Source organism: Elstera cyanobacteriorum (genome assembly GCF_002251735.1).
Lineage (GTDB): Bacteria > Pseudomonadota > Alphaproteobacteria > Elsterales > Elsteraceae > Elstera > Elstera cyanobacteriorum.
This window is the reverse complement of the sequence record NZ_NOXS01000034.1, coordinates 290,186-316,438: the sequence shown is the minus strand read 5'-3', so window position 1 is coordinate 316,438 and position 26,253 is coordinate 290,186. Positions and strand designations below refer to the sequence as shown.

Below are 26,253 nucleotides of genomic sequence, written 5' to 3'. Positions count from 1 at the left end.
AAGATGCTGGGGTTTTGCCTTAAAAGCCAGACTCTTGCCTCTCAACGCCGGTTTCTACTGAAACCACCCTGCCCTACGCCCTTTCTAAAGGCTACTCCCATGCGTGTTTCAGCCGCTCTCGCCTTGACCATCGCTCTCTTTGCGCCCCCAACCTTTGCCCAACAATGGGGCTCTGCTCGGGAAATCCCAGCCGAACAGTCGATGATCGACATTAAATTGACCGGTTGGGGAAAGAGCAGCATTCGGCGCGCCTCGACAAATGCTGGTGGTGACAATAATATTCATATGGAGGTTATCAATTCATCGATTACCGCCAGCGCCCAAGGTTATTATGCCGTTGTTGTCGTTCACGAAGCACCAAATCAGACGACCTGGAATCGCGATACGATCCAAAATATTGCTAATCGTTTCTTTTCCGAGAACCAGCCTGTTTTGGGCGAATATTTTGATGTCGATCATGGGCCTGCGGATTTCCGCGCAATCCCGGTAGCCGTGACGGGTAAGGATGGCAAAAAGAATAATTGCGCCGCCTATCGGGCCTATTGGCGCAGCTATTCTGCCCTCGGGTTTATCTGCGCCGCCAATGGGGCAGCGCTTGCGCCGGAAACGGTGAAAACCTTCATTACCCACATCGCTTATAGGGGCGAATTAACCCCGAAAGACGAAGGTACCCTGCCGACGCCATAAAGCAAAAGGGGGTGGAAAACCGCCCCCTTCTCGTCCTGATCGCGTTGTTTTAACGCCAAATCGGCTTACCGAGATCAAGATCCTTCTTCTTCGTCAGCCCCCCGACCGCCGCCCCGGCGGCCCCGCCGACGACTGCACCCGTGACGGGAGCGCCGACCATCAAGCCGCCGACAGTCCCCGCCGCCGCGCCAATCCCGGCGCCGGACAGGGCACGATCCCCAGGATTATTCCCGCACGCCGCCAGAAACAGCAGACCGGCACCGGCGATGATGAAAGTCTTAGTCATGATCTTTCTCCCATTTTTCGCTGTGGGACGGTCTCGCCAGAAGTGATCCATTCAGAGACGGCAGAAGTTGCCGCTTTAACCTCATCCCGGATTACCCCCTCTTTTGACCGATCCCGACCGTTGCTCGAAACCGATGCTGAAGACTGCCCCAGAAATGGGACGAGAATATGGTTTTCCTGTAACAGATCTGTCCCAGGCTTAGAAACGGCACCGCTGCATCAAGCCTCTTCCCCGGCCGCCGTGGCTTCCGCTAGGATGCGCGGCGTTTTTGCGCCCGCCTTTGGTTAATAAAAGGATAAAGTGAATGGTGTCTCCTGCTCCGCTGATGCAAGGCAAGCGCGGCCTGATCATGGGCCTGGCCAACGATAAGTCGATTGCCTGGGGCATCGCGCAGGCTTTGGCGGCGCAAGGTGCGGAACTGGCCTTCACCTTCCAGGGCGAGGCCTTGGAAAAGCGGGTGCGCCCGCTGGCCGCCCAACTCGGCTCGAGCGAAGTGCTGCCCTGCGATGTGTCGGACCTTGCGTCGGTGGATGCCGTTTTCGATCATCTCGGCAAAGTTTGGGGCAAGCTCGACTTCGTCGTTCACGCCATCGGCTTTTCCAATAAGGAAGAGCTGAAGGGGAAATATGTCGATACCAGCCTCGATAATTTCCTGCTGACGATGAATATCTCGGTCTATTCCTTCACCGCCGTCGCCAAGCGCGCCGCGCCGCTGATGACCGAGGGCGGCAGCCTGCTGACCCTCACCTATTACGGTGCCGAGCGGGTAATGCCCCATTACAATGTGATGGGCGTGGCCAAGGCGGCACTCGAAGCCTCCGTCCGCTATCTCGCGGTCGATCTCGGCGGGCAGAATATCCGCGTCAATGCCCTGTCTGCCGGGCCGATGAAGACGCTCGCCGCCTCCGGCATCGGCGATTTCCGCTATATTCTGAAGTGGAACCAGTATAACTCGCCGCTGAAGCGCAATACGACGCTGGAAGACGTGGGTGGTGCGGGTCTCTACCTGCTCTCGAACCTGTCCAGCGGCGTCACGGGCGAAACCCATCACGTCGATAGCGGCTATCACGTCGTCGGCATGAAGGCCGTGGACGCGCCCGACATCAACGTTGCGAAGGACTAAGCGTCTTGGCCGGGAATTCCTTCGGAAGCCTCTTTCGCTTCACGACCTGGGGCGAAAGCCACGGCCCGGCCCTGGGCTGCGTTGTCGATGGGGTGCCGCCGCGCTTGGCCCTAACCGAGGCGGATATTCAGCCTTGGCTGGATAAGCGCCGCCCCGGCCAAAGCCGCTTTACCACGCAGCGGCAGGAGCCGGATGCGGTAAAAATCCTCTCCGGCACTTTTGAAGGTCAAACGACCGGCACGCCGATTTCCTTGATGATCGAGAACGTCGATCAACGCTCGAAGGATTATGGCAATCTGGTCAGCGCCTATCGGCCCGGCCATGCCGATTTTACCTATGACGCCAAATACGGCATCCGCGATTATCGCGGCGGCGGGCGGTCCTCGGCCCGGGAAACTGCCGCGCGGGTTGCGGCTGGGGCAATTGCCCGCAAAGTGCTGGGGCCGGAAATTTCCATCCGGGGTGCCCTCGTACAACTCGGCACAGAAGGGATCGACCGCACGGCCTGGGACTGGGGCCAAGTGGACGAAAACCCGTTCTTCTGCCCGGACGCCAGCGCGGTTGCCCGCTGGACTGAGTATCTCGACGGTATCCGCAAGGCAGGCTCCTCCTGCGGGGCGGTAATCGAAGTCGTCGCCTCCGGCGTTCCGGCAGGCTGGGGCACGCCGCTCTATGAGAAGCTCGACAGCGAAATCGCCAAGGCGATGATGACGATCAACGCGGTGAAGGGCGTCGAGATCGGCGACGGCTTCGCGGCCGCCGCCCTGCGCGGTGAGGAAAATGCCGACGAAATCCGCCTGGTGGACGGGCAGCCGCAGTTTCTATCGAACCATGCGGGCGGCATTCTCGGCGGGATTTCGACGGGGCAGGATATCGTCGTGCGGCTGGCGGTGAAGCCGACCAGCTCGATCCTTATTCCGCGCCAGACGATTACCGCGGCGGGCGAGGAAACAGAGATTTTCACCAAAGGCCGCCACGATCCGTGCGTCGGTATTCGCGGCGTGCCGGTCGCCGAAGCCATGCTGGCCCTGGTGCTGGCCGATCAGATGATGCAGCACCGGGCGCAGTGCGGGTAAGCGGGGATCGGCTTGCACAGGAGTATCCGTTTTGATACAGTCCGTTATTAGCAAGCCAATCCAATTTCTTGGCGATAGTCTCGACGCCCTAAGGGGCTTTCCCGATAAAATCCGCCAGCGGGCTGGGTTTGAACTCCGGGCGGTCCAAATTGGCGCCGACCCGAGCGACTGGAAACCGATGGCGTCGGTCGGCGACAGTGTTCGGGAAATCCGATTACGTGATGCGACGGGGGCGTTCCGTATTCTCTATGTCGCCACACTGCCGGATCGAGTTTTAGTTCTGCATGCCTTCCAAAAGAAGAGCCAAAAGACGGCAGACAAGGATATCGACCTCGCCCGACAGCGTTTGAAAACCTGGAGAGCCGCCCGATGAACGACCCCCTATTCCCCTCCGTCTTCGATGCGCTCGCCGATACGCCTGCCGAGGCGGCGAATTTAACCGCGCGGGCCGATCTCATGCTGCATATCCGGGGCCGGGTGGCCGAATGGGCGCTGCCGCAGGAACAGGCCGCCCAGAAACTTGGCCTCACCCGCCCACGGCTCAATGATCTTCTGCGGGGAAAGATTGATAAATTTTCGCTCGATGCGCTCGTAAACATTGCCGCCGCGGCAGGCTTCAAGCTACGGCTTCATCTGGAGGACGCCGCCTGACGCGGCGCGGATAACAAACGAGCGGCAAACCATGAGCAGCGACGCGCGCCCCGGCCAATATTCACCGCAGAAGGTGATGGACCTACACACCCCGGACGAGGCCAGCCTCCCCGATGATTTGAAACCCTATTTTCAAAAGTGTCGTGACAAGCTCGGCATGGTGCCGAACGTGCTGCGTGCTTGGCTGCTGCGCCCTGAAAAACTGCGCACCTTTATCGCCAGCTATAACGAGTTGATGCTCGGTGCCTCCGGACTCAGCAAGCTGGAGCGGGAGATGATCGCCGTTGCCGTCTCGGCGGTGAACCGCTGCTATTACTGCCTCGTCGCCCACGGTGCAGCGGTGCGCCAGATGTCCGGCGATCCCGAGTTGGGGGAAATGCTGGTGATGAACTATCGGGTGGCCGAATTGCCCGCCCGGCAGCGCGCCATGCTCGATTTCGCCGTAAAATTGACCGAAACCCCGCATATGATTACCGCGAATGACCGCGCGTCCCTCAGCGCGCAGGGGTTCAGCGATGAGGATATTTTCGATATCTGCGAGGTTGCGGGCTTTTTCAATATGACCAACCGCGTTGCCCACGGCGTCGATATGATGCCCAATCCCGACTATCATCGCCAAGCACGATAGGAGAGCCGCCATGCGCCGGTTTCTGGTGGGGTGTTTGTCTATTCTGGGCGTTCTGTTCCTGCTGATCGGCGGCGGCCTCGGCTATCTCGTCTGGCGTGGGTTCAGCGAATTTCAGGAAGCGAAGGCCCCCGACCTCCCGTCGCATCTGCTGCTGACCCTCAGCATTAGCGGCGAACCGCCCGCCGCCCGCAGCGACAATCCCTTCCGCAAGCTGACCGGCGAAGGCCTGACCCTGCGCGAGATGGTGGGCCGGATCGACGGCGCCGCGAAAGATGGCCGCGTGCAGGGGCTGTTCGTCGATCTGTCGAACGCCCGCCTGTCGCCCGCCGCCGCGCAGGAATTGGCGCAAGCCGTGCAGCGCTTCAAGGCGAAGCGCAAGCCAACCTATGCTTTCGCCGATACGCTGGGCGAAACGGGTGGCGCCACCTTCACCTACGCACTGGCCGCCCAGTTCGACCGGGTGTGGCTGCAACCCGCCGGCGCCCTCGGTATCGATGGGCTAGCGCTGGAACGGCCCTATCTGGCCGAAGCGCTGAAAAGCGTCGGCATTGCCCCGCGCGTCGATCAACGCCACGAGTTCAAGGGCGGGATCGACATGTTTACCGAAGCAGGCCTGTCCCCAGCCCTGCGCGGTTCGCTGCAAAAGCTGACCGACGATATGCTGAAGCAGGCTGTGGAGATGATCGCCAAAGGCCGCAACTTGGCCCCCGACGATGTAACCGCCGCCATCGATACCGCACCGATTGCCGCGCAAGACGCCGTGACCCAGGGGCTGATCGATCAGATGGGCTACCGCAGCGACGCCCTGCGCGCCTTGAAAGACGCAAGCCGCACCCCGGCAACGGTCGCCCTCGCAGATTACCGCGTCCCCGATACGCTGCCGAATGCCGCCCTGCATGTGGCAGTGATCGAAGCCGCCGGGCCAGTGGTGCGCGGCGGCGGCGATAGCGATAATCCGCTGGCCAGCGACGAAGGCAGTTTCGCTGCCGGGCGCGTGGCTGCCGCCTTCACCGCCGCCGTGAACGACCCGACGGTGAAGGGCATTATCTTCCGCATCGATTCGCCCGGTGGCTCCTATGTCGCCTCGGACACGATCTGGCAGGCCGTCCGCGCCGCCCAGGATGCTGGGAAACCGGTGGTGGCCGTCATGGGCACCTATGCCGCGTCCGGCGGCTATTTCGTCGCGGCGCCCGCCGATAAGATCGTGGCACAACCGGGCACGCTGACCGGTTCCATCGGCGTCTATAGCGGTAAATTCGTGCTGTCGGGCCTGTGGGAGAAGCTGGGTATCCGCTGGGATCGGGTGGCGAGCGGTGCTTCCGCCGGGCAAATCAGCCCGAACCGCGACTTTACCCCGGCAGAATGGGCGCGGTTCCAGGAAAATCTCGACCGTATCTATGCCGATTTCACCCAGCGCGTGGCGGCGGGCCGCAAAATCCCGATGGATAAGATGGATGCTATCGCCCGAGGCCGGATCTGGAGCGGTGCCTCGGCCAAGGACGCCGGACTGGTGGACCGGCTCGGCGGTATGGTGGAAGCAACCGACGAAATGCGCCAACTGCTGCGCCAGCCGCCCGATACCCAGTTGCGCCTAATCGACTATCCCGCCCCGGAAGACGGGTTCACCAAAGTCCGCAAGCTGCTGTCGAAGATCGAAAGCACCGCCATCCAGATCGACGGCGTGCGCGCCAAGCTGGAGCCGCTGATCAAGGGCGAAAGCCTTTATCTGCCGGTCGATGTAACGCCGTAAGGCGGATGGGGGGCTACGCGCCCCCCTCGACCGAGGCTTTCAGGAAGTCGATCATCGCCCGCACCTTGCGGGGTAGAAATGACCGGCTGGGATAGAGCAGCCAAACCGCCGTCTCGAAACTCGTGGCCGTGACCTGCCAACCGGGAAAGAGATCAATCAAGCGTCCAGCGGCAATATCGGCCTCAATCAGCCAATCGGCCAGCAAAGCTGGCCCCTCCCCGGCTAGGGCCAGGCTATGCAGGGCAAGCCCCCCAGAAACAGTGATGTCTCCCCCAACCTCGACCTCTATCACCGGCCCGGCGGTCGCTTCCCGAAACAGCCAGCGGCTTCGGAACCCTGGTAACGCGAACCTTAAACACGGGCGGTGCGCTAATTCCTGCGGATGGGTTGGGGCACCTGCCTGGGCCAGATAGGTTGGACTCGCGCAAACCCGATATCGGGTCGTCCGCAGCTTGGTGACAACCATATCGCCCGTAACGCTCGGGCCGTGCCGGATGGCAAGGTCGATCCGGTCGCTGACCAAATTGACCGTCGCATCCGTCAGCAGCAGATCGAGCGCTACGCCCGGATAAACGTTTCGAAATTGCGGGATTAACGGCACCAGCACCGTTTGACCGAAGGCAACCGTTGCCGTCATGCGCAGGATGCCGACCGGACCACGGGTAACGGCCAAAGCATCATCCCGCGCCTGATCAAGCTCCTCGGCAATCAGTTGGATGCGCCGCAGATAAATTTCCCCGGCCTCGGTCAGCGCGACACGCCGCGTCGTCCGCTGAAACAGCCGAAAGCCGAGCGCCTGTTCTATTCCCGCCACCATCCGCGATACCCAGGAAGGATCGACCCCGCGATCACGCGCAACCTCGGCAAAGGACCCCCGACGGGCGATTTCGATAAGCAGGCGGGCATCGTTCAAATTCATTAATGCTTGATCCACATCAATATCATTCCAAGAAGCCAGCTTAATCGATCATTCGACATCGGTGAACTCTCTAAGGCGCGTCCATAGGGGACGCGGCATTCCTTGGAGGTTCCTCATGCCTGTTTTGCTTCGTCTTGATGCCAGCGCCCGTCAAGAAGGGTCGGTTTCCCGTCAATTGGGCGACCATCTGGAAAACCGTCTGCGTTTGGCAAAACCAGACCTTCGCATCTTGCGACGCGATCTCGCGTCCCTACCCCATATCACCGAAGCCACGATTGCTGGCTATTACACGCCGACCGACCAAATGACGGATGCCCTCCGCACGGCCACAGCCCTTTCAGACGAGCTGATCGGCGAACTGCGGAGCGCCGATTATCTGCTGCTGACCGTGCCGATGTATAATTTCTCGATCCCGTCCGCCCTAAAAGCCTGGATCGATCAGATTGTTCGCATTGGCCATACCTTTCGCTATGACGGGCAGACATTCGACGGGCTGGTGACCGGTAAACAGGTCTTCGTGACCTGCGCCTATGGGGCGGCCGGATATGGGCCGGGGCAAGGCTTCAGCGCCGCCAACTTCGTTGAACCCTATTTGCGCTTCCTGCTGACCTTTCTGGGCATGGCCGATACGCACTTCTTCAATGCTGAAATGGCTGCAACGGGCGGCGACGCACTCGCCAGCCAGATCGAGGCAGCGAAGGCGGCGATCGACACCGCCCTCCCCGCGTAAGGCGGCCATCATGGCAACGATAGCCTTTTTAGGATTGGGCGCGATGGGAAGCCGCATGGCGGCCCATCTGATTGCCGCCGGGCATACCGTTCGGATTTGGAACCGGTCGCCGGAAAAGGCCGCGCCCCTGCTTCAAGCGGGGGCTGAATGGTCCGAAACCCCCGCGAAGGCGGCAGCGGGGGCGGATAGCGTTCTCGCTATGGTTCGGAATGATATAGCGTCGCGCGCCGTTTGGTTGGATCCAGTAACCGGCGCTCTATCGGCCATGACACCGCAGGCGACGGCGGTGGAATGTTCGACCCTGAGCCTACCGTGGGTAAAAGCCCTCGCCGCTGCGGCAACTAACCGAGGGATTAACTTTCTCGATGCGCCCGTTGTGGGGTCGCGCCCGCAAGCCGATCAACGCCAGTTGATCTTCCTCCTGGGGGGCACCGAGACCACCGTTGGGAAGATGGCTCCCATTCTTCAGACAATGGGAAGCATCCTCCATCATCTCGGGCCGAACGGCAGCGGCGCGATTACGAAACTCGCGGTAAACGCCCTCTTTGGCATCCAAGTTGCCGCGCTGGCAGAAATCATTCCGATGATTACTGCCCATATCGACGCCCCAGCGCGCGCCGTTGAAGCGCTGATCGCTACCCCAGCGGCCAGCCCCGCCGCCAAAGCTGCCGCTACCAGCATGCTATCCCAAGGCTTTCCGCCTCTGTTTCCCGTTGAAATCGTGGAAAAAGACTTTGGTTATGCCGCCGAAGCAGCCGCACAGGCCCCTATGATCGCCGCAACCCGCGCCGTGTTCCAACGCGCCATCGCCGCAGGATTCGGCGCCGATAATCTCACCGGGATTATCCGTCTCTACGCCCCAGCCGCCTCACCGCCGGAGAAAATATGATGTTCGTCTACCATACCAAAGCCACCGCCCCGGAAGCCTCGCAGGCCCTCATCGCGCAATCAGAAAAGACATTCGGTTTCTTTCCGAAGCTTCATCAAATCATGGCCGAAGCGCCGCCCCTATATCAGGCATACACCACCACCTTCGGGCTGTTCCTAGCGGAAACCACCCTGTCCCCGTTAGAACAGCAAATCGTTATGATGACGGCAAATTATGAGAACAGGTGCCATTATTGCACCGCCGGTCATTCGCTACTGATGACGTTGCAAAAAATGCCCGCCGACATCATCACTGCCTTGCGGGACGGCAAACCCCTGACTGATCCGCGCCTCGAGAGCTTGCGGCAGTTCACGCGACAGCTTCTTCTTCAGCGGGGGCACGTCGGCGACACAGCGCTCGCGGAGTTTTTTGCGGCCGGTTTCAGCCAACGGCAAGCGCTGGAAATCTTGATGGGCTTAGCCGCTAAACTTCTATCGAATTTCACCAATGCCTTGGCACACACCGAGTTGGATGATCCCGTAAAGCCCTTCGCCTGGGTTCATCCCGACGAACGCTGATGTAACAATGGCCCTTCCTTTCGGAGGGGCCAGAAATTCGGAAGAATGGTGCGGGCGACCGGACTTGAACCGGTATGGGGTTGCCCCCGACGGATTTTCGTACCAGCTACGGCTTTCGCCGCCGCCCCGGAACCAAGGCGTTTGTGGTCTGGACTATCCCTTCACCCTAGCCGTCTGGCCTTAGGTGCTGCCCGTCTAGTCTCTACACCTTCCCGTTTCCGGGCTTGGCTCGGGATTGCCAGTGAAGGTTTCCCCGACTTTGAGCAGTTCTACGTCCTGGGTTTCCCCAAGCGCACTCAGTTTGGTTTAAGTCCGTTGCGTCTACCGATTCCGCCACGCCCGCTTAACCGGAACTAGATATAGCCAACCGATAGATTCAAGCCAAGGGCGATATCGCACCCTATGGTGCCGATCCCTGGGGTCTTTTTCATAGAAATACTAAGCGGCTGACCGGCCTAGGCACCGGGGGCCTGGTCCTGCGCCGCCTCCGTCAGCGGTGTCGGGAGCCAGATGCGGAAGACCGTCCCCGCCCCAACCTCGCTTTCGAACGTCAGCCGCCCGCCGTGGCCCTCCACAAGCCCCCGCACGATGGATAGGCCCAAGCCGGTACCGCCGTCGGTGGTCGTCTGTGCCGATTCGACCTGCACGAAGGGCTGCAAGATCGCCTCCTGCATTTCGGGCGGGATGCCGATGCCATTGTCGCGCACGGTCAGGGTGACGCCACGCCCGTCCGAGGCGGCAGCCGCTTTGACGGACACCGTCCCGCGCTCCCCCACCTCGGGCCGGGTGAACTTAACGGCATTGGTCAGCAGGTTTAGCAGAATTTGCCGCAGGGCGCGGTCATCGGCATAGATCATCAAATCGGATGGCACTTTCGCCACCAAATCGATCCGGGCTTTTTCAGCCCGCGCCGCCAAAAGGGCCAGGGCTTCTTGGACGGGGGTTTCGACGCGCAGCCAGCCGGGCTGCAAGTCGTAGCGCCCGGCTTCGATCTTGGCGAGGTCGAGGATATCGGCGATCAACTCCAGCAGATAACGGCCCGACGTTTGGATAGCCTGAAGATATTCTAGGTGTTTTTCCGCCACCGGCCCGAAGTAGCCGCCGATCAACGCATCGGAAAAGCCGAGGATGGCATTCAACGGCGTGCGCAGCTCGTGGCTCATATTGGCGAGAAAGACCGATTTCGCCCGGTTGGCCTGCTCTGCCTCGTCTTTCGCCTTAGCAAAGGCATTGGCGGTGCGGATCAAATCGCTGACATCGGTATAAGTGGATAAAGACCAGCCATTATTCAGCGGCTCGTGACGGCATTCCACATAAGTGCCGTTGGAGAGTTGCCGAATGAACTGCAGCCGCTGCCCCCGCTCCAAACTATCCAGCCGCGCCTGAATATGCTCGGCATCGACCATCGGCCCTAAGCGGCCCATCTGTTCGGCCATCGCATAAAGGTCGGCCAACGTGAGATTGAGGTAAGAGCGGTTTGGGTCGTACCCGAAGATATCGAGGTAGCGGCGGTTATAGAGCAAAATCCGCCCATCGCCGTCGAACATCACAAGCCCCTGGTTCATATGGGCCAGGGCCGCTTCTAGCTTCGTATTGCTGGCGCGCAGTGCGGCATCCTGCGCATCGAGACGACGGCGGTTGCGCTCCACCCGCATCAACTGCGCCATCAGGGCAATGCCAAGGATGAGAACGACGAAGGAGGCGGCATAGGCGACGATCCACGTGCTGCGTGCGCCATCGCGAACGGCTGCCAAAGTTTCGGTTGGGTGAAACGTCAGCAGCAGGTCCATCGGCGTCGTGCGCAGCGGCAGGCGCCAGATCACTTCTTGACCAACGCGCGCGCCGGTTAAGGTTCCAAACGGCAGGCCTGATGGGGTGCGGGTTACCCCGCCCTCCGCCTCGCTGCTGACCGAAACAAATTTGCCCGCCGCCAACGCCGGGCGGCCCGTTTTCAAAACCGCCGCGACCTCACCTGTTTGCAACAGCAGGGCCAGCCGCCCGCCCGCGCCCAGTTGATCAGGCAGTTCCGGCGGTAGGAGGCGCTTTAGGTCGATCGTCACCAAAACCACTGCCTGCGCGCCGGTAAGGTCGGACTGCACCCAGCGCCCCAGCACCACGCGCCCGGGGCGGCCCATGTCGCCCACCGCTTCAATCTCGAACCCGCCCCCCGGACGGGGCATGCGGTACAGATCGGAACTTAGCGGATCGTCCAGCTCCTCCCCCCAGCGCCCCAGCAGAATACCATCCGGCGATAAGGCAATCGCCCCCGTTACCGCATCGAGCGTGCCGACAAGCACGGCCATCCGGTCATTCAAATCGGGTTTCACGGCGGCGGGCGCGAGCGGGAATGGCAGGGAAATATGCGGCGCCAAAATCTGGATGGCCTGATCGACCTGCCCAAACGTCTGATCGACCAGCGACCGCAGCGAGAGCGCGGTCATATCCGCCGCACGCGAGGCTGCGGCCCGCGCCGTCGCCTCGTTGGTGCGGACATTGACCGAGGCTTGCAAAAACACGGCGGCAATGAAGGCGAGGGTTCCCAGCACAATGCCCGCGCGCATCAGCAGGATGCGGCTGGCCATTCCGGGCTTCATTCCCTCCCCTGTGCGCATCGCCGCGCGTCACTCCCGCTGAAGTAGGTCGTATACAGGAGTATAGACATTCGGCACACCGGTTGCCCCGGTTTTTTATTCTCTAACCGCAAATTAATGTCTGAATGAACGCGGTTTTAGGGCGCCGAACCTGGCAGAATTGCGCAAAAAAGGCGGGGTCTCACCTAAGCCCCCGCCCGATTTACACGCTAAAGGTTGTCTTTATTAAAGCTAACCGCAAGCGCTGCTTGTGCGGCTGCCAGCCGGGCAATCGGCACCCGGTAGGGCGAGCAGGAGACGTAGTTGAGGCCGACCTTCTGACAGAAGGCGATGGAGGCCGGATCGCCGCCATGTTCGCCGCAAATACCGAGCTTTAGGTCGCCGCGCGTCGCCCGGCCACGGTCGGCGGCAATCTGCACCAACTCGCCCACGCCGTCCTGATCGAGGGAGACGAAGGGGTCTTCCTCCAGAATGCCTTGGCGCAGGTAGGATTGCAGGAAGTTCCCCGCATCGTCGCGCGACAGGCCGAAGGTTGTCTGGGTCAGATCGTTGGTGCCGAAGCTGAAGAATTCCGCCGTTTCGGCGATCTTCCCGGCTTGCAGCGCCGCGCGCGGCAGTTCGATCATCGTGCCGACAAGATACGCGAGCTTCAAACCCGAAGTCGCCGACACTTCGCTCGCTACCCGGTCGATCACCGCTTTCAACAGATCGAGTTCTTTGCGGGTCGCCACCAGCGGGATCATAATTTCCGGTTCGACCGTCGCGCCGCTGTCCTTCTGAACCGCGACGACGGCTTCGAAAATCGCCCGCGCCTGCATTTCGTAGATTTCAGGATAGGTCACGCCCAAGCGGCAGCCGCGATGACCGAGCATCGGGTTCGATTCGTGCAGCGCCGCCCCGCGCGCCTTAACGAAAGCCAAATCCTTCCCCGCCGCCTTGGCTACTTCCTGCATTTCGGCTTCCGAATGCGGCAAGAACTCGTGCAGCGGCGGATCGAGCAGGCGGATCGTCACCGGCAGCCCGGCCATGATGGTGAACAGCTCGACGAAATCGCTGCGCTGCATCGGCAAAATCTTCGCCAGTGCCGCCCGGCGGCCCGCTTCATCGTCCGACATAATCATTTCGCGCACGGCGATGATGCGGTCGGCGTCGAAGAACATATGCTCCGTCCGGCACAGGCCAATGCCTTCCGCGCCGAACTGCCGCGCGGTGCGGGCATCCAGCGGGGTTTCGGCATTGGTGCGGACTTTCAGCGTGCGCTTGGCATCCGCCCAGCCCATCAGCGTGGCGAAGCTGCCCGACAGTTCCGGCTGCAAGGTCGGCACCTGACCGACGAAGACTTCGCCGGTACCGCCGTCGAGGGTGATGAAATCCCCCGCCTTCACCGTCGTGCCGCGCACCGACAGGGTGCCCGCTGCGTAGTCGACGCGGATATCCCCCGCCCCGGCGACGCACGGACGGCCCATGCCGCGGGCCACCACCGCCGCGTGGCTGGTCATGCCGCCGCGCGTCGTCAGAATGCCCTTGGCGGCGTGCATGCCGTGAATATCTTCCGGGCTCGTTTCGATCCGCACCAGGATGACCGCTTCGCCCTTCGAGGCGAGATCTTCCGCCGCATCCGCCGAAAAAACTACTTTCCCCGCCGCAGCCCCCGGCGACGCCGGCAGCCCGCGCGAGAGCAGATTGCGCGGCGCGTTCGGGTCGAGGCGCGGATGCAGAAGCTGATCCAGGCTGCGCGGCTCGACGCGCTGGATGGCTTCGTCCTGGGTGATCAGCCCCTCGTTCGCCATATCGACGGCGATCTTTAGCGCCGCCTGCGCCGTGCGCTTACCGCTGCGGGTTTGCAGCATGTAGAGCTTGCCCGACTGCACAGTGAACTCGATGTCCTGCACGTCGCGGAAATGCTTTTCCAGCTTGTCGCGCACCGCCGCCAATTCGGCAAACACGCCGGGCATGGATTCTTCCATCGCGGGCAGCGTCGAATGATTGGCGAGCTTGCCCTGGATGGTGATCTGCTGCGGCGTGCGGATCCCCGCCACCACGTCTTCGCCCTGGGCGTTGATCAGATATTCGCCATAGAAAACATTTTCGCCGGTCGAGGGGTCGCGCGTAAAGGCAACGCCCGTCGCGCAATCCTGGCCCATATTACCGAAGACCATCGCCTGGACGTTGACCGCCGTGCCCCAGCTTTCCGGGATTTCGTGCAGGCGCCGGTAAACAATGGCGCGCTGGTTCATCCAGCTTGCGAACACCGCACCGACCGCGCCCCAAAGCTGTTCCTGCGGGTCTTGCGGGAAATCGCTGCCCAGGGCGTGCTTTACTTCGGCCTTATAGTCGGCGACCACGGCCTTCCAATCGTCGGCGGTCAGGTCGGTATCGAGGCTATGGCCCTTCTCGTCCTTATGCCGGTCGAGAATTTCTTCGAAGTGATGATGATCGATGTCGAGCACGACGTTCGAGTACATCTGGATGAAGCGGCGGTAGCTGTCGTAGGCAAAGCGCGCATCGCCGGAGAGCTGGGCCAGCCCTTCCACAGTGATGTCGTTGAGGCCGAGGTTCAGCACCGTATCCATCATCCCCGGCATCGAAGCGCGGGCGCCGGAGCGGACGGAGACGAGCAGCGGATTGGCGGGATCGCCGAATTTCTTGCCGACAATGGCTTCGACATCGCCAAGCGCCGCCGCCACCTGGGCGCGCAACTCGGCAGGATATTGACGGCCATTGGCGTAGTAATAGGTGCAGACTTCCGTGGTCACGGTGAAGCCCGGCGGCACCGGCAGGCCGAGGTTGCTCATTTCGGCAAGGTTCGCGCCCTTGCCGCCGAGCAGATTGCGCATGCCAGCGTTACCTTCCGACTTTCCGTCGCCGAAGCTGTAAACCCACTTCGTTGCGTCAGCCATCTTATTCCCCTTACCCCGGTAAAAGCGGTTGTTATGGGCTGCTTAGCCCCGACGCCCCTAGAGCAAATCCCGAGCGGGTGGCACACCCGCGACGACGTATTTGCTAAATAAACGCTCTAACCTTCAATCAGACCAAAGTCGGCAATTGCCGAACAGGCCTGCCGAATTTGGGCCAGCAACGCCAAACGATTGGCGCGCAGGGCCGCGTCATCGGCATTCACCGTCACATGCGTGAAGAACGCATCAACGGGATCGCGCAGCGCGCCGAGCCGGGTCATGGCTTCGACGAACTGCTCTTGCGCCAGAGCGGCTTCGACGGCGGGCAATGCCGTCGAAAGCGCTTCGGCCAAGGCTTTTTCCTCTGCTTGGGCCAGCAGAGGGGTGGAAACGGTCGCCTGGGCAGGGCGCCCGTCCTTCTTTTCTTCGATTTTCAGGATATTCGCGGCGCGGCGATAGGCGGCCAGCATATCGGCCCCGACCGGCGTCGCGATGAAATCGCTGAGCGCGGTGACGCGGGCGAGCAGGCGCACCACATCGTCTTCCGTCCCAAGCGCGAACACCGCCTGGATCAGATCATGGCGCTGGCCCTGATCGCGCAGAGCAACTTTCAGGCGGTCAGCCAAGAAGGCTAGCAGCGCATCGACCGTCGCGGCCTTGTCGAGTTTTTCGACCAGCGGCGCATAGAGCGACACCGCCGCCTCCAACACCGGGCGCAGCGGCAGGCGCAGACCGTTTTCAGTGATAATGCGCAGCACGCCAAGGGCGGCGCGGCGCAGGGCGAACGGGTCTTTCGAGCCGGTCGGTTTTTCGTCAATCGCGAAGAACCCGGCGAGCAAGTCGAGCTTATCGGCGAGCGCGACGACGCGGGATACCGGCGCGGTCGGCACCCGATCGGACGGGCCGAGCGGCGCGTAATGATCGGCGATAGCCTGGGCCACCGCCTCGTCTTCTTTCTGATGGCGGGCGTAATAGCGCCCGATCACGCCTTGCAGTTCGGGGAATTCCCCGACCATGCCGGTCGAAAGATCGGCCTTAGCGAGACGCGCGGCCCGTTCCGCCAAGGCGCCATCGGCCCCGGTCTGCCCCGCGAGCGCGAGCGCCAGCACGGCGAGACGATCCACCCGGGCCGAAACCGTGCCGAGCTTGGCGTGGAACACCCGGCTTTGCAGTTTTTCCGCCCAGGCTTCCAGCCGCACCTTGCGGTCCTGATCCCAGAAGAAGCGGGCGTCCGACAGGCGGGCGCGCAACACACGCTGATTGCCGGAAATGATCGCCGCGCCGCCATCCTGCGCCACCATATTGGCAACGGTGATGAAATAGGCGGCGATGCGCGTATCGCCGTCTGCCGCATCCTTGGGCGTCAGGGCGAAATACTTCTGATGTTCGCGCATCGACGTCGTCAGCACCTCGGCAGGCACATCCATAAAGGCATCGTCAATGCGCCCGAGCAGCGGCACCGGCCATTCAACGAGGCCCGCCACTTCTTCGAGTAATCCGGCATCAGGCTTCAGACGGCAGCCGACCGATTCGGCCAGTTTTTCCGCTTCGGCCAAGATCAGGCGTTTGCGCTCTTCGCGGTCAAGCAGCACCGAGGCCGCCCGCAGCTTCGCCTGATACTCGGCGGCATCGGCCACCGTGATCGCGGCAGGCGCCAGGAAACGATGACCATAGGTCGTGGTGCCAAACGGCAGATAGTTGAGATCGTCCGCCGCCCCGGCGGCGCGATAGCCCGGCTGCTCGCCGCCCTCGAGATTCCGGCCTAGATGCAGACCGCCCGGCAGCGCCTGCCCGTCGAAAAGCGCCAGGATCGAGCGCAGCGGGCGCACCCAGGCAAGGCGCGTGTCGCGCCAGCGCATCGATTTAGGCCACGTATACCCGAGGATCAGGCCGCAAATCAGCTCAGGCAGAACCTCGCGCGTGGCGCGGCCCTGAATATGGGTGACGGCGAAGAGCACCGCGCCCTTATCGGTCTCGCGGGTTTCAAGCTGGTCGCGGGTCAGGCCGGTCGATTTGAGGAAGCCCTGGATCGCCCCATCCGGCGCATCGGCGCGCGGGCCTTTGCGCTCTTCAGTCCGGTCTGGCTGGGCGGTCGGCAGGCCCGTGACGTGGAAGGCGACGCGGCGCGGCGTTACCCAAGCGGTGACGCTAGCGGGGGCGAGGCCCGCGTCGGTCAAAGCCACCGTCAGACGGTCCTTCAACTCCTCCGCCGCGCGCGCCTGCATGCGGGCGGGGATTTCTTCGGAAAAGAGTTCGAGCAGCAAATCGGCCATAATCTGATCCTGACGCATTAGGCGCTGCGCGCCGCAAGCCAGCCTTCGCAACACCCTTTCGAGAGCGCGCGCACCCGGCCGATATAGGCGGCGCGTTCGGTGACCGAAATCACCCCGCGCGCATCGAGCAGGTTGAACGTATGGCTGGCTTTGATCGCTTGGTCATAGGCGGGCAGCGGCAGGTTTGCCGCCAGCAGCTTCTGGCATTCGGCTTCGGCTTCGATGAAGTGGCGGAACAACACCTCGGTATTGGCATGCTCGAAGTTATAGGCGCTGAACTGCTTCTCGTTTTCCAAGAAGACATCGCCATAGGTCTTGCGCCCCGGCCCCTCGACGCCGTTCCAGTCGAGATCATAGACGTTCTCGACACCCTGGACGTACATGGCGAGGCGTTCCAGCCCATAGGTCAGCTCGGCGCACACCGGATTGGCTTCGATGCCGCCCACCTGCTGGAAATAGGTGAACTGGGTGACTTCCATCCCGTCACACCAGACTTCCCAGCCAAGGCCCCAGGCGCCCAGGGTCGGGCTTTCCCAATCGTCCTCGACAAAGCGGATGTCGTGCAGGGCGGGATCGATGCCCAGCGCCTTCAGGCTTTCAAGATACAGGGCCTGCGGATCGACCGGCGACGGCTTCAGGATGACCTGGAACTGATAATAATGCTGTAGGCGGTTGGGGTTCTCGCCATAACGGCCATCGGTCGGGCGGCGCGACGGCTGAACGTAAGCGACGTTCCAGGTTTCCGGCCCCAGGGTGCGCAGCGTCGTTGCCGGATGAAAGGTACCGGCCCCAACCTCCACATCATAGGGCTGCAACAGCGCGCAGCCTTGGCTTGCCCAAAAGCTCTGCAGCGTCAGGATCAGCGACTGAAACGGAAGCGGGCGCGACGCCATCCTATGACCTTTCGGTGACACAGCGAAAAACGCGCGCACCTTAGTCTGCCGACCCTTGGCGAATCAAGCGCCGTGCCGCAGGTTTTCGGCGTTGCACCCGAAACGAATTGGCCGGTTTCAGGGGTTTAGGGCGCGTGCGGACAGTTGGGCCGCCCGCAGGAGCGCGCATTGCGCACGGGCACATAGATGTCGCAGAAGGTGCACTTGCGCAAATCTTCCATCTGCCCTGCGCTTTCGGCAGGGCGGGGCGGCGGCTTTTGCGGTTCCGGCGCGGGCGGACGGCGGGCGGGCGGCACGGCCCGGGCGCGGGTCAGCAGATACCATCCGGCAACGCAGACGGCGACGAGAACCAGGAGCTTTGCGAAGGAGAAACCGAACATGGCGCGCAGTTTTCACCCTTTCGCGGACGCTGGCAAGTGCCGCGATCTCACGTGGAAGCGCACCGTCAGCGCCACTGCCGCTACTGCAAGGCCAAGGGCAAGGCCGCTCCAAAGACCGATCAAGCGCAAGTCCAAGGTAAACGCCAGCAGCGCGCCGCTGGCCATCCCGACCGGCCAATAGGCGATCAGCCCGATCACCATCGGCCCGCGCGTATCTTTGAGGCCACGCAGGGCCCCGGCGGCAATCGCCTGGGTGCCGTCGAACAGTTGGAACAGCGCCGCAATGACCAGCAGCGGCGCGGCGAAATCGAAAACCGTGGCCGCGTCCCCCACAGCGGGATCAAGGAAGCGCGCCGCAATCCAGCGCCCGCCCAAGGCCAATACCAGCCCCGTGCCGCCCATCCCCAGCCAGCCGAGCATAATGCCCGCCCAACCGATGCGGCGAACGGCGACGATATCCCCCTCCCCCGCCGCGCGGGCAACGCGCACCATCGTCGCATGCGACAGACCAACGGCGATCATGAAGGCGGTGATGATGCTTTGATAGCCGATACTATGGGCGGCGATTTCCGGCAGGGTGAAATAGCCCGCCAGGGTCGTGGTCAGCATAAAAAACAGGGTTTCCGCCCCAAACGCCACCCCCATCGGCCAACCGATGCGCCACAAGTCCCCCATCTGACCCGCCTGTGCCCGCCCCCGCTGAAACAGCCCATAGACCTGCAAGGGCACCGATAGGCGCAGATAGACCAGCATGCCGAGCAACATGGCGAGGCACCCCGCCGCCACGGCAAGCCCGACGCCCGCGACGCCCATCGGCAGCAGCATCTGGCCGACAATAAATTCGACACCGACGCCAAAAATTGCCGTCACCGTCCCCATCATCGGGCGTTCGACCGCCGCCAGAAAATAGCGCAGCGCCAGCACCATCGCATAAGGCACCATTGCAAAAGCCAAAGTGCCCAGATAGCGGCCCGTCAACGCCACTTGCGCCGGGGCTTGACCGATCGCTGCCAGGAAATAGGGGGCGCCGATCAGCACCGCGCAGGCGGGGACCGACAGCAACAGCGCCAGCAACAGCCCGCGCTGGGCATAGCCTGCCGCCCGCTGCGGATCGCCGCGCCCTTCCGCCTGCGCGACCATCACGCCGGTTGACGACAGAATCCCGTTGGCGATCACTGCCATCGAGAAGAAGAAAGCGTTCCCCAGCACGCCCGCCGCCATTGCTTGCGTCCCGATACGGCCCATCAGCAGCGTCGCGACGACGTTCAGGCCGATCAGCGCCAATTGGCCGATAATAATCGGCACCGCGAGCTTCAGGGAGGCAAGGGCCTGCGCCACCAGCGAGAGAGAGGCATGGGGGAGGCCGCCACTAGCGGGGGCCCCGATCATCGGTTCGGCGCTCATAATTCCAAGATGGCCTTGGTAAAATGTTAGTCCAACCCCCTCCTGACCGAGAGGTCAAGCATACAAAGCGTCGACGCCGTGACTTTAGCGGTTTTCGAGGGATGCCCCTCCCCGCAAAATTGCATCACATTCGGCTGTATACGCGTTTCCCGCCGCATGCAGCACCAGCCCTGCGCCGAGGACGAAGGGCGCCCGGCTCCCCAATCGCGCCGTCACCAGCAGGCGCTTGGCCGCTTGGCCCGCGCGCGGCCATAGCGGCAGCAGCGTAATCCCGCCGAACGCCGGGCGCGCCGCTGCGAAGGCTGCCAGCACTGCGGCCAGGGCATCGGCGCGGGTGATCAGGCTAAAGCTGCCGCGATGGGGCAGTAGCCGAGCGGCAATCGCGCACCAATCCGTCAAGACGTCCCCATGTGTCGCTCGGGTGCGGCGCCCGTCCGGCGAGGGGGTGGCCGCCGGAGCATGAAACGGCGGATTGGTGAAGATCCCCGCAAGCGCCGGTAAATCGACCGACCGCAGCGCCGCCACATCGCTCTCGATGATCCGAAACCGGTCGGAAAACCCATTCAGCGCGGCATTCTGCCGGGCGAGATCCGCCAAGAGCGGGTCGATCTCCACCCCGATCACCGAAACCTCCGGGCAGCGCGCCAGCAGGCAGAGGCTGGCCGCCCCCACCCCGCACCCCAGATCAAGCCAAACCGATCCCGGACGCGGCGCCTGCCGGGCGGCCAACAACACCGGGTCAATCGCCGCGCGATAGCCGCTTTCCGGCTGCCGCAGACGCAGGCGCCCACCGTAAAACGGGGCCTCGGTCACGGTTTCGGGGAAGACGGCAGAGGTTAACACGGGAAAGAAACGCCCTTAGCAGCGGCTGATCCTGGTAATCTGACTTGACCGGACGGGTGCGCCGCCTATGCTCCCGCCGCAAGGATGTTCTCTCAAGTCTAAGGGGTTACGGCGAGCGCGTCGAGAGACCCCTGGCTTGACGCCCGACCGAAGGACGGATTGACGCGCTATCATGACCCGACCGATGCCCTCGCCCGAAACGGCCGCGCCGTCCCTGGACCCGCTCGTCGCGCTGGTTGCGGAGGATATGGCGGCGGTGAATGCGCTCATTCTCGACCGCATGCAAAGCCCGGTCGCGCTGATCCCGCAGCTTGCCAGCCATCTGATCGCCGCTGGCGGCAAGCGGCTGCGCCCGCTGATCACTCTCGCTGCGGCCCAACTCTGTGGCTATCGCGGTACCCGGCACCAGATGTTGGCCGCCTGCGTCGAATTCATCCATACGGCCACCCTGCTGCACGATGATGTGGTCGACGAAAGCCTGCTGCGCCGGGGCGCCGCCTCGGCCAATGCGGTTTTTGGCAATAAATCGAGCGTCCTGGTCGGCGATTTCCTTTTCTCCCGCGCGTTTCAATTGATGGTCGAAGACGGGTCGCTGCGCGTGCTGGGCGTTCTCGCCAATGCCTCTGCCGTGATTGCCGAAGGGGAAGTGCACCAACTGCTGACCACGGGCGATCTTGCGACCGATGAGGCGCGGTATCTTGAGGTGATTGGCGCTAAAACCGCCGTCCTCTTCGCCGCCGCCGCCGAAGTGGGCGCCGTGGTCGCCGACCGGCCCGAGGAAGAGATTAGCGCCCTGCGCTATTTCGGCACGCAGCTTGGCGTTGCCTTCCAGTTGATCGACGATGCGTTGGATTATGCCGCCAGTCAGGCCGCCCTGGGCAAGACCGTGGGCGACGATTTCCGCGAGGGCAAAGTGACGCTGCCGGTGATCCTGGCCTATGCGCGCGGCACGGCCGAAGAAAAAGCCTTCTGGCACCGGACCATCGAGGATCTGGAACAGACCGACGATGATCTGACCACCGCCCAAGCGCTGATGGAAAAATACGGCACCATCCGCGAAACGGTGGAACGCGCCCGTCAGGTCGGTGAAGACGCCAAGGCCGCCCTCGCCCGCTTCCCGGCTTTGCCGATCCGCGCGAGTTTGATGGAGGCCATCGATTTCGCTGTTGCGCGGGGGTATTGACGCTGCCGCGCGGGGGCGCTATACAGCCGCCCTCCCCCGCGAAAACGGGGGCTGACCTGACGGAGTGTAGCTTAGCCTGGTAAAGCGCTTGCTTCGGGAGCAAGAGAGCGGAGGTTCGAATCCTCTCACTCCGACCAAACCAAACCGCCGCTGTGGGAAACCGCTGCGGCGGTTTTGTTTTGGGCTGCTGAACCTTCTCGGCCCTATCCAGCCCCGGCGCTTTCCCCTATGGTTGCCCCATTCCAATCGCCCGAAAGGACCGATCATGGCCCGCACTGCCTTCCTGCTCGCCTGCGATCAAGAGACGATCTATCCCAGCCCCGAGGCCGACGAAGGCATCACCCTCAAGGCCCTTGCGGTCGACGAGGAAAATATTCCGCTGCTGTGGCTCTGCCTGTTCGGGCCGGAGCAATTGTACCAAGCCGAAATGGTCGAAGCCGAGGGCGAGGATGGGGAAGAGATCGTCACCCAGCTCACGGCGCCGCTCGCCCGGGTTGAAGACGCGATTGCCCGGCTGGAAAAGACCGTGCCGCGCCTCGAAGCCGCCTATCCTGGTCGGGGCAGCCTATCGAACCATCGGGATTTGCTGATCCAAGTGCTGCGCGCTTCGGGCTTGCCCTATGTGACCATCGACGCCGCCGATATCTCCGACGTGTTCGAAACCGACGAAGATTTCGCCGATTTGCTGGCCGTGTGCCTCGATTACCTTAATGGCGTCGATCACGATGGGCTGGATGAGCCGTCGGAACTGCTCAGCACCCTCTGCGACCTGCCGGAAGACGGGCGCTTCCTGCCGATCCCGGAACTGCACAGCAGCCCGGATACGACCGAAGCGGACCTGATCACCCTCTGCCGCCTGCTGGGGACCGAAGCCGAAGTGCCCCTGCCGTGGGAGCCGGTGGAGAACTAAACCCGGCATGCCTTCCGCCCTGCTTTGGCCGATCCCGGCGCAGCATCTCGAAGCGGGTAGCCTGCTGCAGGTTACCCGCGCGGCGCTGGAGACGGAAGCGACCCTAGAGGCCGCGAAAGATAAGGTCGAACGGTTGGCGAAAGCCGCCAAGAGCGAGGCGATGACCCTCGGGCTCCGTGCCTCGCTTTTATTGGTAGCCGCCACGCCGGACGATATGCCTGCCTTTGAAGCCGCCGAAGATATGCTGCATTCGGCAATCGAAAAGGCACCAGAGGACGGGCGGCTGTGGCAGGCAATGGGCATCGCCCTGTTGCGGATCGCCGAAGCGGGCGGGCAACCGCTGCCTGAACTGCTGCAAGGGGCCGAAGCGGCCCTAGCGAAAGCCCAAAAGCTCGACGTCGCCCTCAACCGCTTGGCCCTTACGCAAGCGCGCTTATTGCTGGCGCTGGTAGAAGCCGCAGCCGATAGCGTCACGCTTGAAACCCTGGAGGGGATCGACGCTGAACTGGCCGCCGCCGAAGCCCGGTACAAGGCGGCGCCCCTGCAGGTCGTGACGCTGCTGCCGTTGCTCGATACCTTACAAGTCAGCGCGCGCGTCGACCCGGACAATACGGCAAAACGGCTCCAGCGGATCGTTGCCCTGTTGCGCGTCGCCGTGCCGAAGCTGCCGGAACTCAAGAAGACCCTGCCGCAATTGGCCGAACTGCTGCTGAGCGGCGCCCAAACCGTGCAGGACGAGGACGCGGCCTTCGCCCTGGTCAAACAAGCAAACCTGACTGCCAATGACGCCGTAACCCTGCTGCCCGACGCCCTTGATGCACGGGTTCTGCACGGTAAAACGCTCATCGAACTGGCGGGCTATGTCGATGATAGCGACGCGGCCCGCTTGCTCTATGTCGCGCTGGGGCGCTTCGAAGAAGCGGTTGCGATGACCGAGCGACGCGATGCCAGCCTGCTAATCACCCTCGGCAACGCCCATCTACTGCACGCCCGCCTTGTGCGCGACGGCGAGGCCGATCTGCATTTCGCCGACGCCCTGGCCAACTATAAGGCCGCCGCCGTCGTGCGCGGACACAGGCATACTTTCCACGAAGCTATCGTCCATGCCCTCTTGGGGGACGAAGATGCCGCTCGCATTGCGCTGGAGGATTGCAAGGATTTGCCCTCCCCCGCCGTGCTGCTGACCTTACCGGGGATGGAGCCGTATCGGGAGCAGGCGTGGTTTACCGAGCTTCTCGACATCGCCCGGCAAGCAGAGAAAGCCCCCTCGGACTAACCCCATCAAGACTGGGGGAGCGTATCGAGCAAAGCCCGCCAGCGGGTCAGCCACGTGATAACCTCCGCCTTGGGCAATGTCGCTAGGCGCGCCTCGTCATAAAGGTGGCGGATACGCACCCCGTCAGCCTCAGGCTCCAGCACATAGAGATTGCCATAGAATTGCGCTGCTGCGTCAGCTTCCCCCAAGGCGGCGATCAGCGCCTCCGCCCGCCGCACGTCGCGCCCAACGTCGGAGACGACATAATCCGCAAGAATGGGTGGACTCCCCGCCAGCCCGTCTACCGGAAGCCCTAGTAGTTCCAAAGCCTTGGCATGAGAGTCCATCCGAACGCTCCTTACAGCGGGAAGGCGGTATTGAGGATCAACTGACCCGCCTTATCCTTCTTCGGGTCAACCTTCATGGGGAAAGCGGCGCCTTGGTTCAGGCAATAGGTCGAACCGCCTGTGGCCGGTGCGGAGAGGCCGACCACCCCCCAATCATGGGCGGGCGAGCCGGTCGAAGCGACGTATAATGCCGATGCGATAATCTGCGCCTGGGTGCAGGACTTCGGGAAGAAGGTGGAATATTTACTCTTGCCGTTGGAGAATTTCGGATAGCCCGCAAAAATATCCCCGTTTACAGATTTCTGCCCGACGACAGACACAACCGTATTCCCGGCCTTCGGCGGCACGATCACTTCCGAGTGGTACCCTTTCACATCGCCCTTGCTCGAGATTTCTCCGCAGAAAACATGCGTCTGGTTCAACGATGGGGTCGTGCTGCTCCAAGCCGGGAGCGGGCACGTGGCTTTCGCCGCCCCCGGAACCCCGACTGAGAAGACCAGAGCGCCGCCAATAAGGGCGAAAGTTACCGTTAGCTTCATAAGGACACCCGCCAAAAGAGAATAACCTCATCGACGATACGCTCGTGGCGGGCGAATTTCTCGCATTTTATTCTTTTGACGCGGCGACCCTCACCAACCCGTAGCTCTTCTTCCCCTTACGCAACACCAGAACTTGACCATCGATGAAATCATTGGCGGTTAGTACGGGTTCGCCGGAAACAGGCTCGCCGCCGTTCAGGCGCACAGCCCCTTGTTGAAGCTGGCGGCGGGCATCGCCCTTCGAGGCCGTGAGGCCGGTTTCAGTCAGAAGATCCGTCAATGCCACGCCCTCGGCGAGCTTTTCGCGCGGCAGGCTGACGGCAGGAACATCGGCAAAGATTTCCAGCAGGGTCGCCACCGGCAGCCCTTGGATCGCGCCGGAGAAGAGCGCTTCCGACGCTTTCTTCGCCCCGTCCAGCGCGTCCGCCCCGTGGATATCGCGCGTCAGGGTTTCCGCCAGCAGCTTTTGCGCCGGGCGAGCACCTGAATTGACGTCGAGCGCGGCGATTTCGTCCAACGGAATATCGGTGAATAGCCGCAGCAGGCGCTGCACGTCGGCGTCCGCCGCATTCAGCCAGAATTGATAGAAGGCATAGGGGCTGGTCAGCGCCGGATCGAGGAAGATCGCGCCTTTTTCCGACTTACCAAACTTCTTGCCGTCCGAATTGGTCAGCAGTGGCACGGTCAGCCCGAACGCCCGATTGCCGGTGACGCGGCGGATCAGATCGGTACCAGAGACGATATTGCCCCATTGGTCCGACCCGCCGGTCTGCATCGTGCAGCCATAGCGTTTATGCAATTCCAGGAAGTCATAGGCTTGCAGCAGCGAGTAGGTGAATTCGGTAAAGGAAATCCCCTCGCCGTCGCGCTCGAAGCGCGACTTGACCGAATCGCGCTGGATCATGGCGTTGACCGAGAAATGCTTGCCGATATCGCGCAGGAAATCGAGCAGCTTCACCCCGCCCAGCCAATCGAGGTTATTGGCATAGATCGGCGGGTTTTGGTCGGCCTGCAAAATCCGCGTCACCTGTGCATGGATCAGCTTGCCATTCTCCGCCACGGTTTCCGCCGTCAGCAGATTGCGTTCGGTCGATTTACCGGACGGGTCGCCAATCAACCCCGTGCCACCGCCGATGAGCGCAATAACCTTATGGCCCGCGCGCTGCATATGCTTCATCAGCGTTAGCGGCAGCAGGTGCCCGACGTGCAGCGAGGTCGCCGTGGGGTCGTAGCCATTATAGAAGGTGATCGGACCAGCCGCGAGCACCGCGCCCAGATCTTCCGCCGTCTTCTGATGGACCAAGCCCCGCGCTTCCAAAACCTCTAACACGCTCATTCTCTTGCATCCTGCGTAAAGAACCTCAGGCATGAGGGATAGGCGGGTTTGGCGCGGGGCGCAAGGCAGATTGCCGGGTTCTGCCTGCTTCCCCTTTCCCCAGCGG

The 26,253-nt window shown here is 62.4% G+C and carries 25 protein-coding genes and 1 tRNA gene; 14 read left to right on the top strand and 12 right to left on the bottom strand.

Annotated features, from left to right (window positions below; translation table 11 throughout):
- The first annotated feature begins 99 nt into the window (after nucleotides 1–99).
- Nucleotides 100–687 carry a hypothetical protein gene (locus CHR90_RS16445; RefSeq protein WP_094410186.1) on the top strand — a complete coding sequence of 196 codons (588 nt, stop codon included), beginning with the start codon at nucleotides 100–102 and terminating at the stop codon, nucleotides 685–687.
- Between the two features lie 49 nt (nucleotides 688–736).
- Here CHR90_RS16445 and CHR90_RS16440 read toward each other — a convergent pair whose 3' ends face one another.
- Entirely contained in the window at nucleotides 737–973 is a 237-nt protein-coding gene (locus CHR90_RS16440; RefSeq protein WP_094410185.1) for a hypothetical protein, read from the bottom strand.
- Nucleotides 974–1,277: 304 nt separating this feature from the next.
- Between CHR90_RS16440 and fabI the strand changes: the two genes are divergently transcribed.
- Genes fabI through sppA form a run of 6 tightly spaced genes read left to right on the top strand, consistent with a single transcriptional unit; the run spans nucleotide 1,278 to nucleotide 6,201 of the window.
- Nucleotides 1,278–2,096 carry an enoyl-ACP reductase FabI gene (fabI, locus tag CHR90_RS16435; protein ID WP_094410184.1) on the top strand — a complete coding sequence of 273 codons (819 nt, stop codon included), beginning with the start codon at nucleotides 1,278–1,280 and terminating at the stop codon, nucleotides 2,094–2,096.
- Between the two features lie 5 nt (nucleotides 2,097–2,101).
- On the top strand, nucleotides 2,102–3,172 hold the full coding sequence (gene aroC / locus CHR90_RS16430; protein WP_094410183.1) for a chorismate synthase: 1,071 nt from the start codon (nucleotides 2,102–2,104) through the stop codon (nucleotides 3,170–3,172).
- A gap of 31 nt (nucleotides 3,173–3,203) precedes the next feature.
- Nucleotides 3,204–3,545 carry a type II toxin-antitoxin system RelE/ParE family toxin gene (locus tag CHR90_RS16425; RefSeq protein ID WP_229671566.1) on the top strand — a complete coding sequence of 114 codons (342 nt, stop codon included), beginning with the start codon at nucleotides 3,204–3,206 and terminating at the stop codon, nucleotides 3,543–3,545.
- Complete coding sequence (locus CHR90_RS16420) at nucleotides 3,542–3,823, top strand: helix-turn-helix domain-containing protein (protein ID WP_094410182.1); 282 nt, start codon at nucleotides 3,542–3,544, stop codon at nucleotides 3,821–3,823. The genes CHR90_RS16425 and CHR90_RS16420 overlap by 4 nt, the downstream gene beginning before the upstream one ends.
- A gap of 31 nt (nucleotides 3,824–3,854) precedes the next feature.
- Nucleotides 3,855–4,451 (top strand): peroxidase-related enzyme, encoded by a 597-nt coding sequence (locus CHR90_RS16415; RefSeq protein ID WP_094410181.1) that lies wholly within the window; start codon nucleotides 3,855–3,857, stop codon nucleotides 4,449–4,451.
- Nucleotides 4,452–4,461: 10 nt separating this feature from the next.
- Nucleotides 4,462–6,201 (top strand): signal peptide peptidase SppA, encoded by a 1,740-nt coding sequence (gene sppA, locus CHR90_RS16410; RefSeq protein WP_094410180.1) that lies wholly within the window; start codon nucleotides 4,462–4,464, stop codon nucleotides 6,199–6,201.
- A 13-nt stretch (nucleotides 6,202–6,214) separates the two neighbouring features.
- On the opposite strand, the gene CHR90_RS16405 is transcribed toward sppA, so the two are convergent.
- Nucleotides 6,215–7,135: a LysR family transcriptional regulator gene (locus tag CHR90_RS16405; RefSeq protein ID WP_212668713.1), complete on the bottom strand. Its 921-nt coding sequence runs from the start codon at nucleotides 7,133–7,135 to the stop codon at nucleotides 6,215–6,217.
- Nucleotides 7,136–7,235: 100 nt separating this feature from the next.
- On the opposite strand from CHR90_RS16405, the gene CHR90_RS16400 reads away from it, so the two are divergent.
- The 3 genes from CHR90_RS16400 to CHR90_RS16390 are packed head-to-tail and all read left to right on the top strand — an operon-like array spanning nucleotide 7,236 to nucleotide 9,296.
- A complete protein-coding gene (locus CHR90_RS16400; RefSeq protein ID WP_094410178.1) occupies nucleotides 7,236–7,850 on the top strand; it encodes an FMN-dependent NADH-azoreductase in 615 nt (204 codons plus the stop codon).
- A gap of 10 nt (nucleotides 7,851–7,860) precedes the next feature.
- Nucleotides 7,861–8,739 carry an NAD(P)-dependent oxidoreductase gene (locus CHR90_RS16395; RefSeq protein WP_094410177.1) on the top strand — a complete coding sequence of 293 codons (879 nt, stop codon included), beginning with the start codon at nucleotides 7,861–7,863 and terminating at the stop codon, nucleotides 8,737–8,739.
- Entirely contained in the window at nucleotides 8,736–9,296 is a 561-nt protein-coding gene (locus tag CHR90_RS16390; RefSeq protein ID WP_212668712.1) for a carboxymuconolactone decarboxylase family protein, read from the top strand. The genes CHR90_RS16395 and CHR90_RS16390 overlap by 4 nt, the downstream gene beginning before the upstream one ends.
- 455 nt (nucleotides 9,297–9,751) lie before the next feature.
- Here the strand turns inward: CHR90_RS16390 and CHR90_RS16385 are convergent, their stop codons facing one another.
- The 7 genes from CHR90_RS16385 to CHR90_RS16355 form a co-directional block, all read right to left on the bottom strand.
- Nucleotides 9,752–11,878: a sensor histidine kinase gene (locus tag CHR90_RS16385; protein WP_170941445.1), complete on the bottom strand. Its 2,127-nt coding sequence runs from the start codon at nucleotides 11,876–11,878 to the stop codon at nucleotides 9,752–9,754.
- Nucleotides 11,879–12,096: 218 nt separating this feature from the next.
- Complete coding sequence (gene ppdK, locus CHR90_RS16380) at nucleotides 12,097–14,787, bottom strand: pyruvate, phosphate dikinase (RefSeq protein WP_094410174.1); 2,691 nt, start codon at nucleotides 14,785–14,787, stop codon at nucleotides 12,097–12,099.
- A gap of 116 nt (nucleotides 14,788–14,903) precedes the next feature.
- On the bottom strand, nucleotides 14,904–17,057 hold the full coding sequence (gene glyS, locus CHR90_RS16375; RefSeq protein ID WP_094410226.1) for a glycine--tRNA ligase subunit beta: 2,154 nt from the start codon (nucleotides 17,055–17,057) through the stop codon (nucleotides 14,904–14,906).
- A gap of 17 nt (nucleotides 17,058–17,074) precedes the next feature.
- Nucleotides 17,075–17,950, bottom strand: a complete 876-nt coding sequence (locus tag CHR90_RS16370; RefSeq protein WP_094410173.1) for a glycine--tRNA ligase subunit alpha — start codon at nucleotides 17,948–17,950, stop codon at nucleotides 17,075–17,077.
- 125 nt (nucleotides 17,951–18,075) lie between these two features.
- Entirely contained in the window at nucleotides 18,076–18,330 is a 255-nt protein-coding gene (locus CHR90_RS16365) for a hypothetical protein (RefSeq protein ID WP_094410172.1), read from the bottom strand.
- A gap of 12 nt (nucleotides 18,331–18,342) precedes the next feature.
- Complete coding sequence (locus tag CHR90_RS16360; protein ID WP_170941444.1) at nucleotides 18,343–19,719, bottom strand: MATE family efflux transporter; 1,377 nt, start codon at nucleotides 19,717–19,719, stop codon at nucleotides 18,343–18,345.
- A 99-nt stretch (nucleotides 19,720–19,818) separates the two neighbouring features.
- Nucleotides 19,819–20,577 carry a tRNA1(Val) (adenine(37)-N6)-methyltransferase gene (locus CHR90_RS16355; protein WP_094410170.1) on the bottom strand — a complete coding sequence of 253 codons (759 nt, stop codon included), beginning with the start codon at nucleotides 20,575–20,577 and terminating at the stop codon, nucleotides 19,819–19,821.
- Between the two features lie 172 nt (nucleotides 20,578–20,749).
- On the opposite strand from CHR90_RS16355, the gene CHR90_RS16350 reads away from it, so the two are divergent.
- The 4 genes from CHR90_RS16350 (at nucleotide 20,750) to CHR90_RS16335 (ending at nucleotide 23,946) form a co-directional block, all read left to right on the top strand.
- Entirely contained in the window at nucleotides 20,750–21,760 is a 1,011-nt protein-coding gene (locus CHR90_RS16350) for a polyprenyl synthetase family protein (RefSeq protein WP_094410169.1), read from the top strand.
- Nucleotides 21,761–21,820: 60 nt separating this feature from the next.
- Nucleotides 21,821–21,897, top strand: a tRNA-Pro gene (locus CHR90_RS16345).
- A 128-nt stretch (nucleotides 21,898–22,025) separates the two neighbouring features.
- Nucleotides 22,026–22,670 carry a hypothetical protein gene (locus tag CHR90_RS16340; RefSeq protein ID WP_094410168.1) on the top strand — a complete coding sequence of 215 codons (645 nt, stop codon included), beginning with the start codon at nucleotides 22,026–22,028 and terminating at the stop codon, nucleotides 22,668–22,670.
- Between the two features lie 7 nt (nucleotides 22,671–22,677).
- Nucleotides 22,678–23,946, top strand: coding sequence for a Tom20 family protein (locus tag CHR90_RS16335; protein ID WP_094410167.1), 1,269 nt, complete (start codon nucleotides 22,678–22,680; stop codon nucleotides 23,944–23,946).
- Nucleotides 23,947–23,951: 5 nt separating this feature from the next.
- On the opposite strand, the gene CHR90_RS16330 is transcribed toward CHR90_RS16335, so the two are convergent.
- The 3 genes from CHR90_RS16330 to tyrS all read right to left on the bottom strand — a co-directional run bounded on the left by CHR90_RS16330 (nucleotide 23,952) and on the right by tyrS (nucleotide 26,147).
- Nucleotides 23,952–24,272 carry a hypothetical protein gene (locus CHR90_RS16330; RefSeq protein WP_094410166.1) on the bottom strand — a complete coding sequence of 107 codons (321 nt, stop codon included), beginning with the start codon at nucleotides 24,270–24,272 and terminating at the stop codon, nucleotides 23,952–23,954.
- Nucleotides 24,273–24,283: 11 nt separating this feature from the next.
- Nucleotides 24,284–24,811: an EndoU domain-containing protein gene (locus CHR90_RS16325; protein ID WP_094410165.1), complete on the bottom strand. Its 528-nt coding sequence runs from the start codon at nucleotides 24,809–24,811 to the stop codon at nucleotides 24,284–24,286.
- Between the two features lie 67 nt (nucleotides 24,812–24,878).
- Nucleotides 24,879–26,147 carry a tyrosine--tRNA ligase gene (tyrS, locus tag CHR90_RS16320; protein WP_094410164.1) on the bottom strand — a complete coding sequence of 423 codons (1,269 nt, stop codon included), beginning with the start codon at nucleotides 26,145–26,147 and terminating at the stop codon, nucleotides 24,879–24,881.
- Nucleotides 26,148–26,253: the final 106 nt, after the last annotated feature.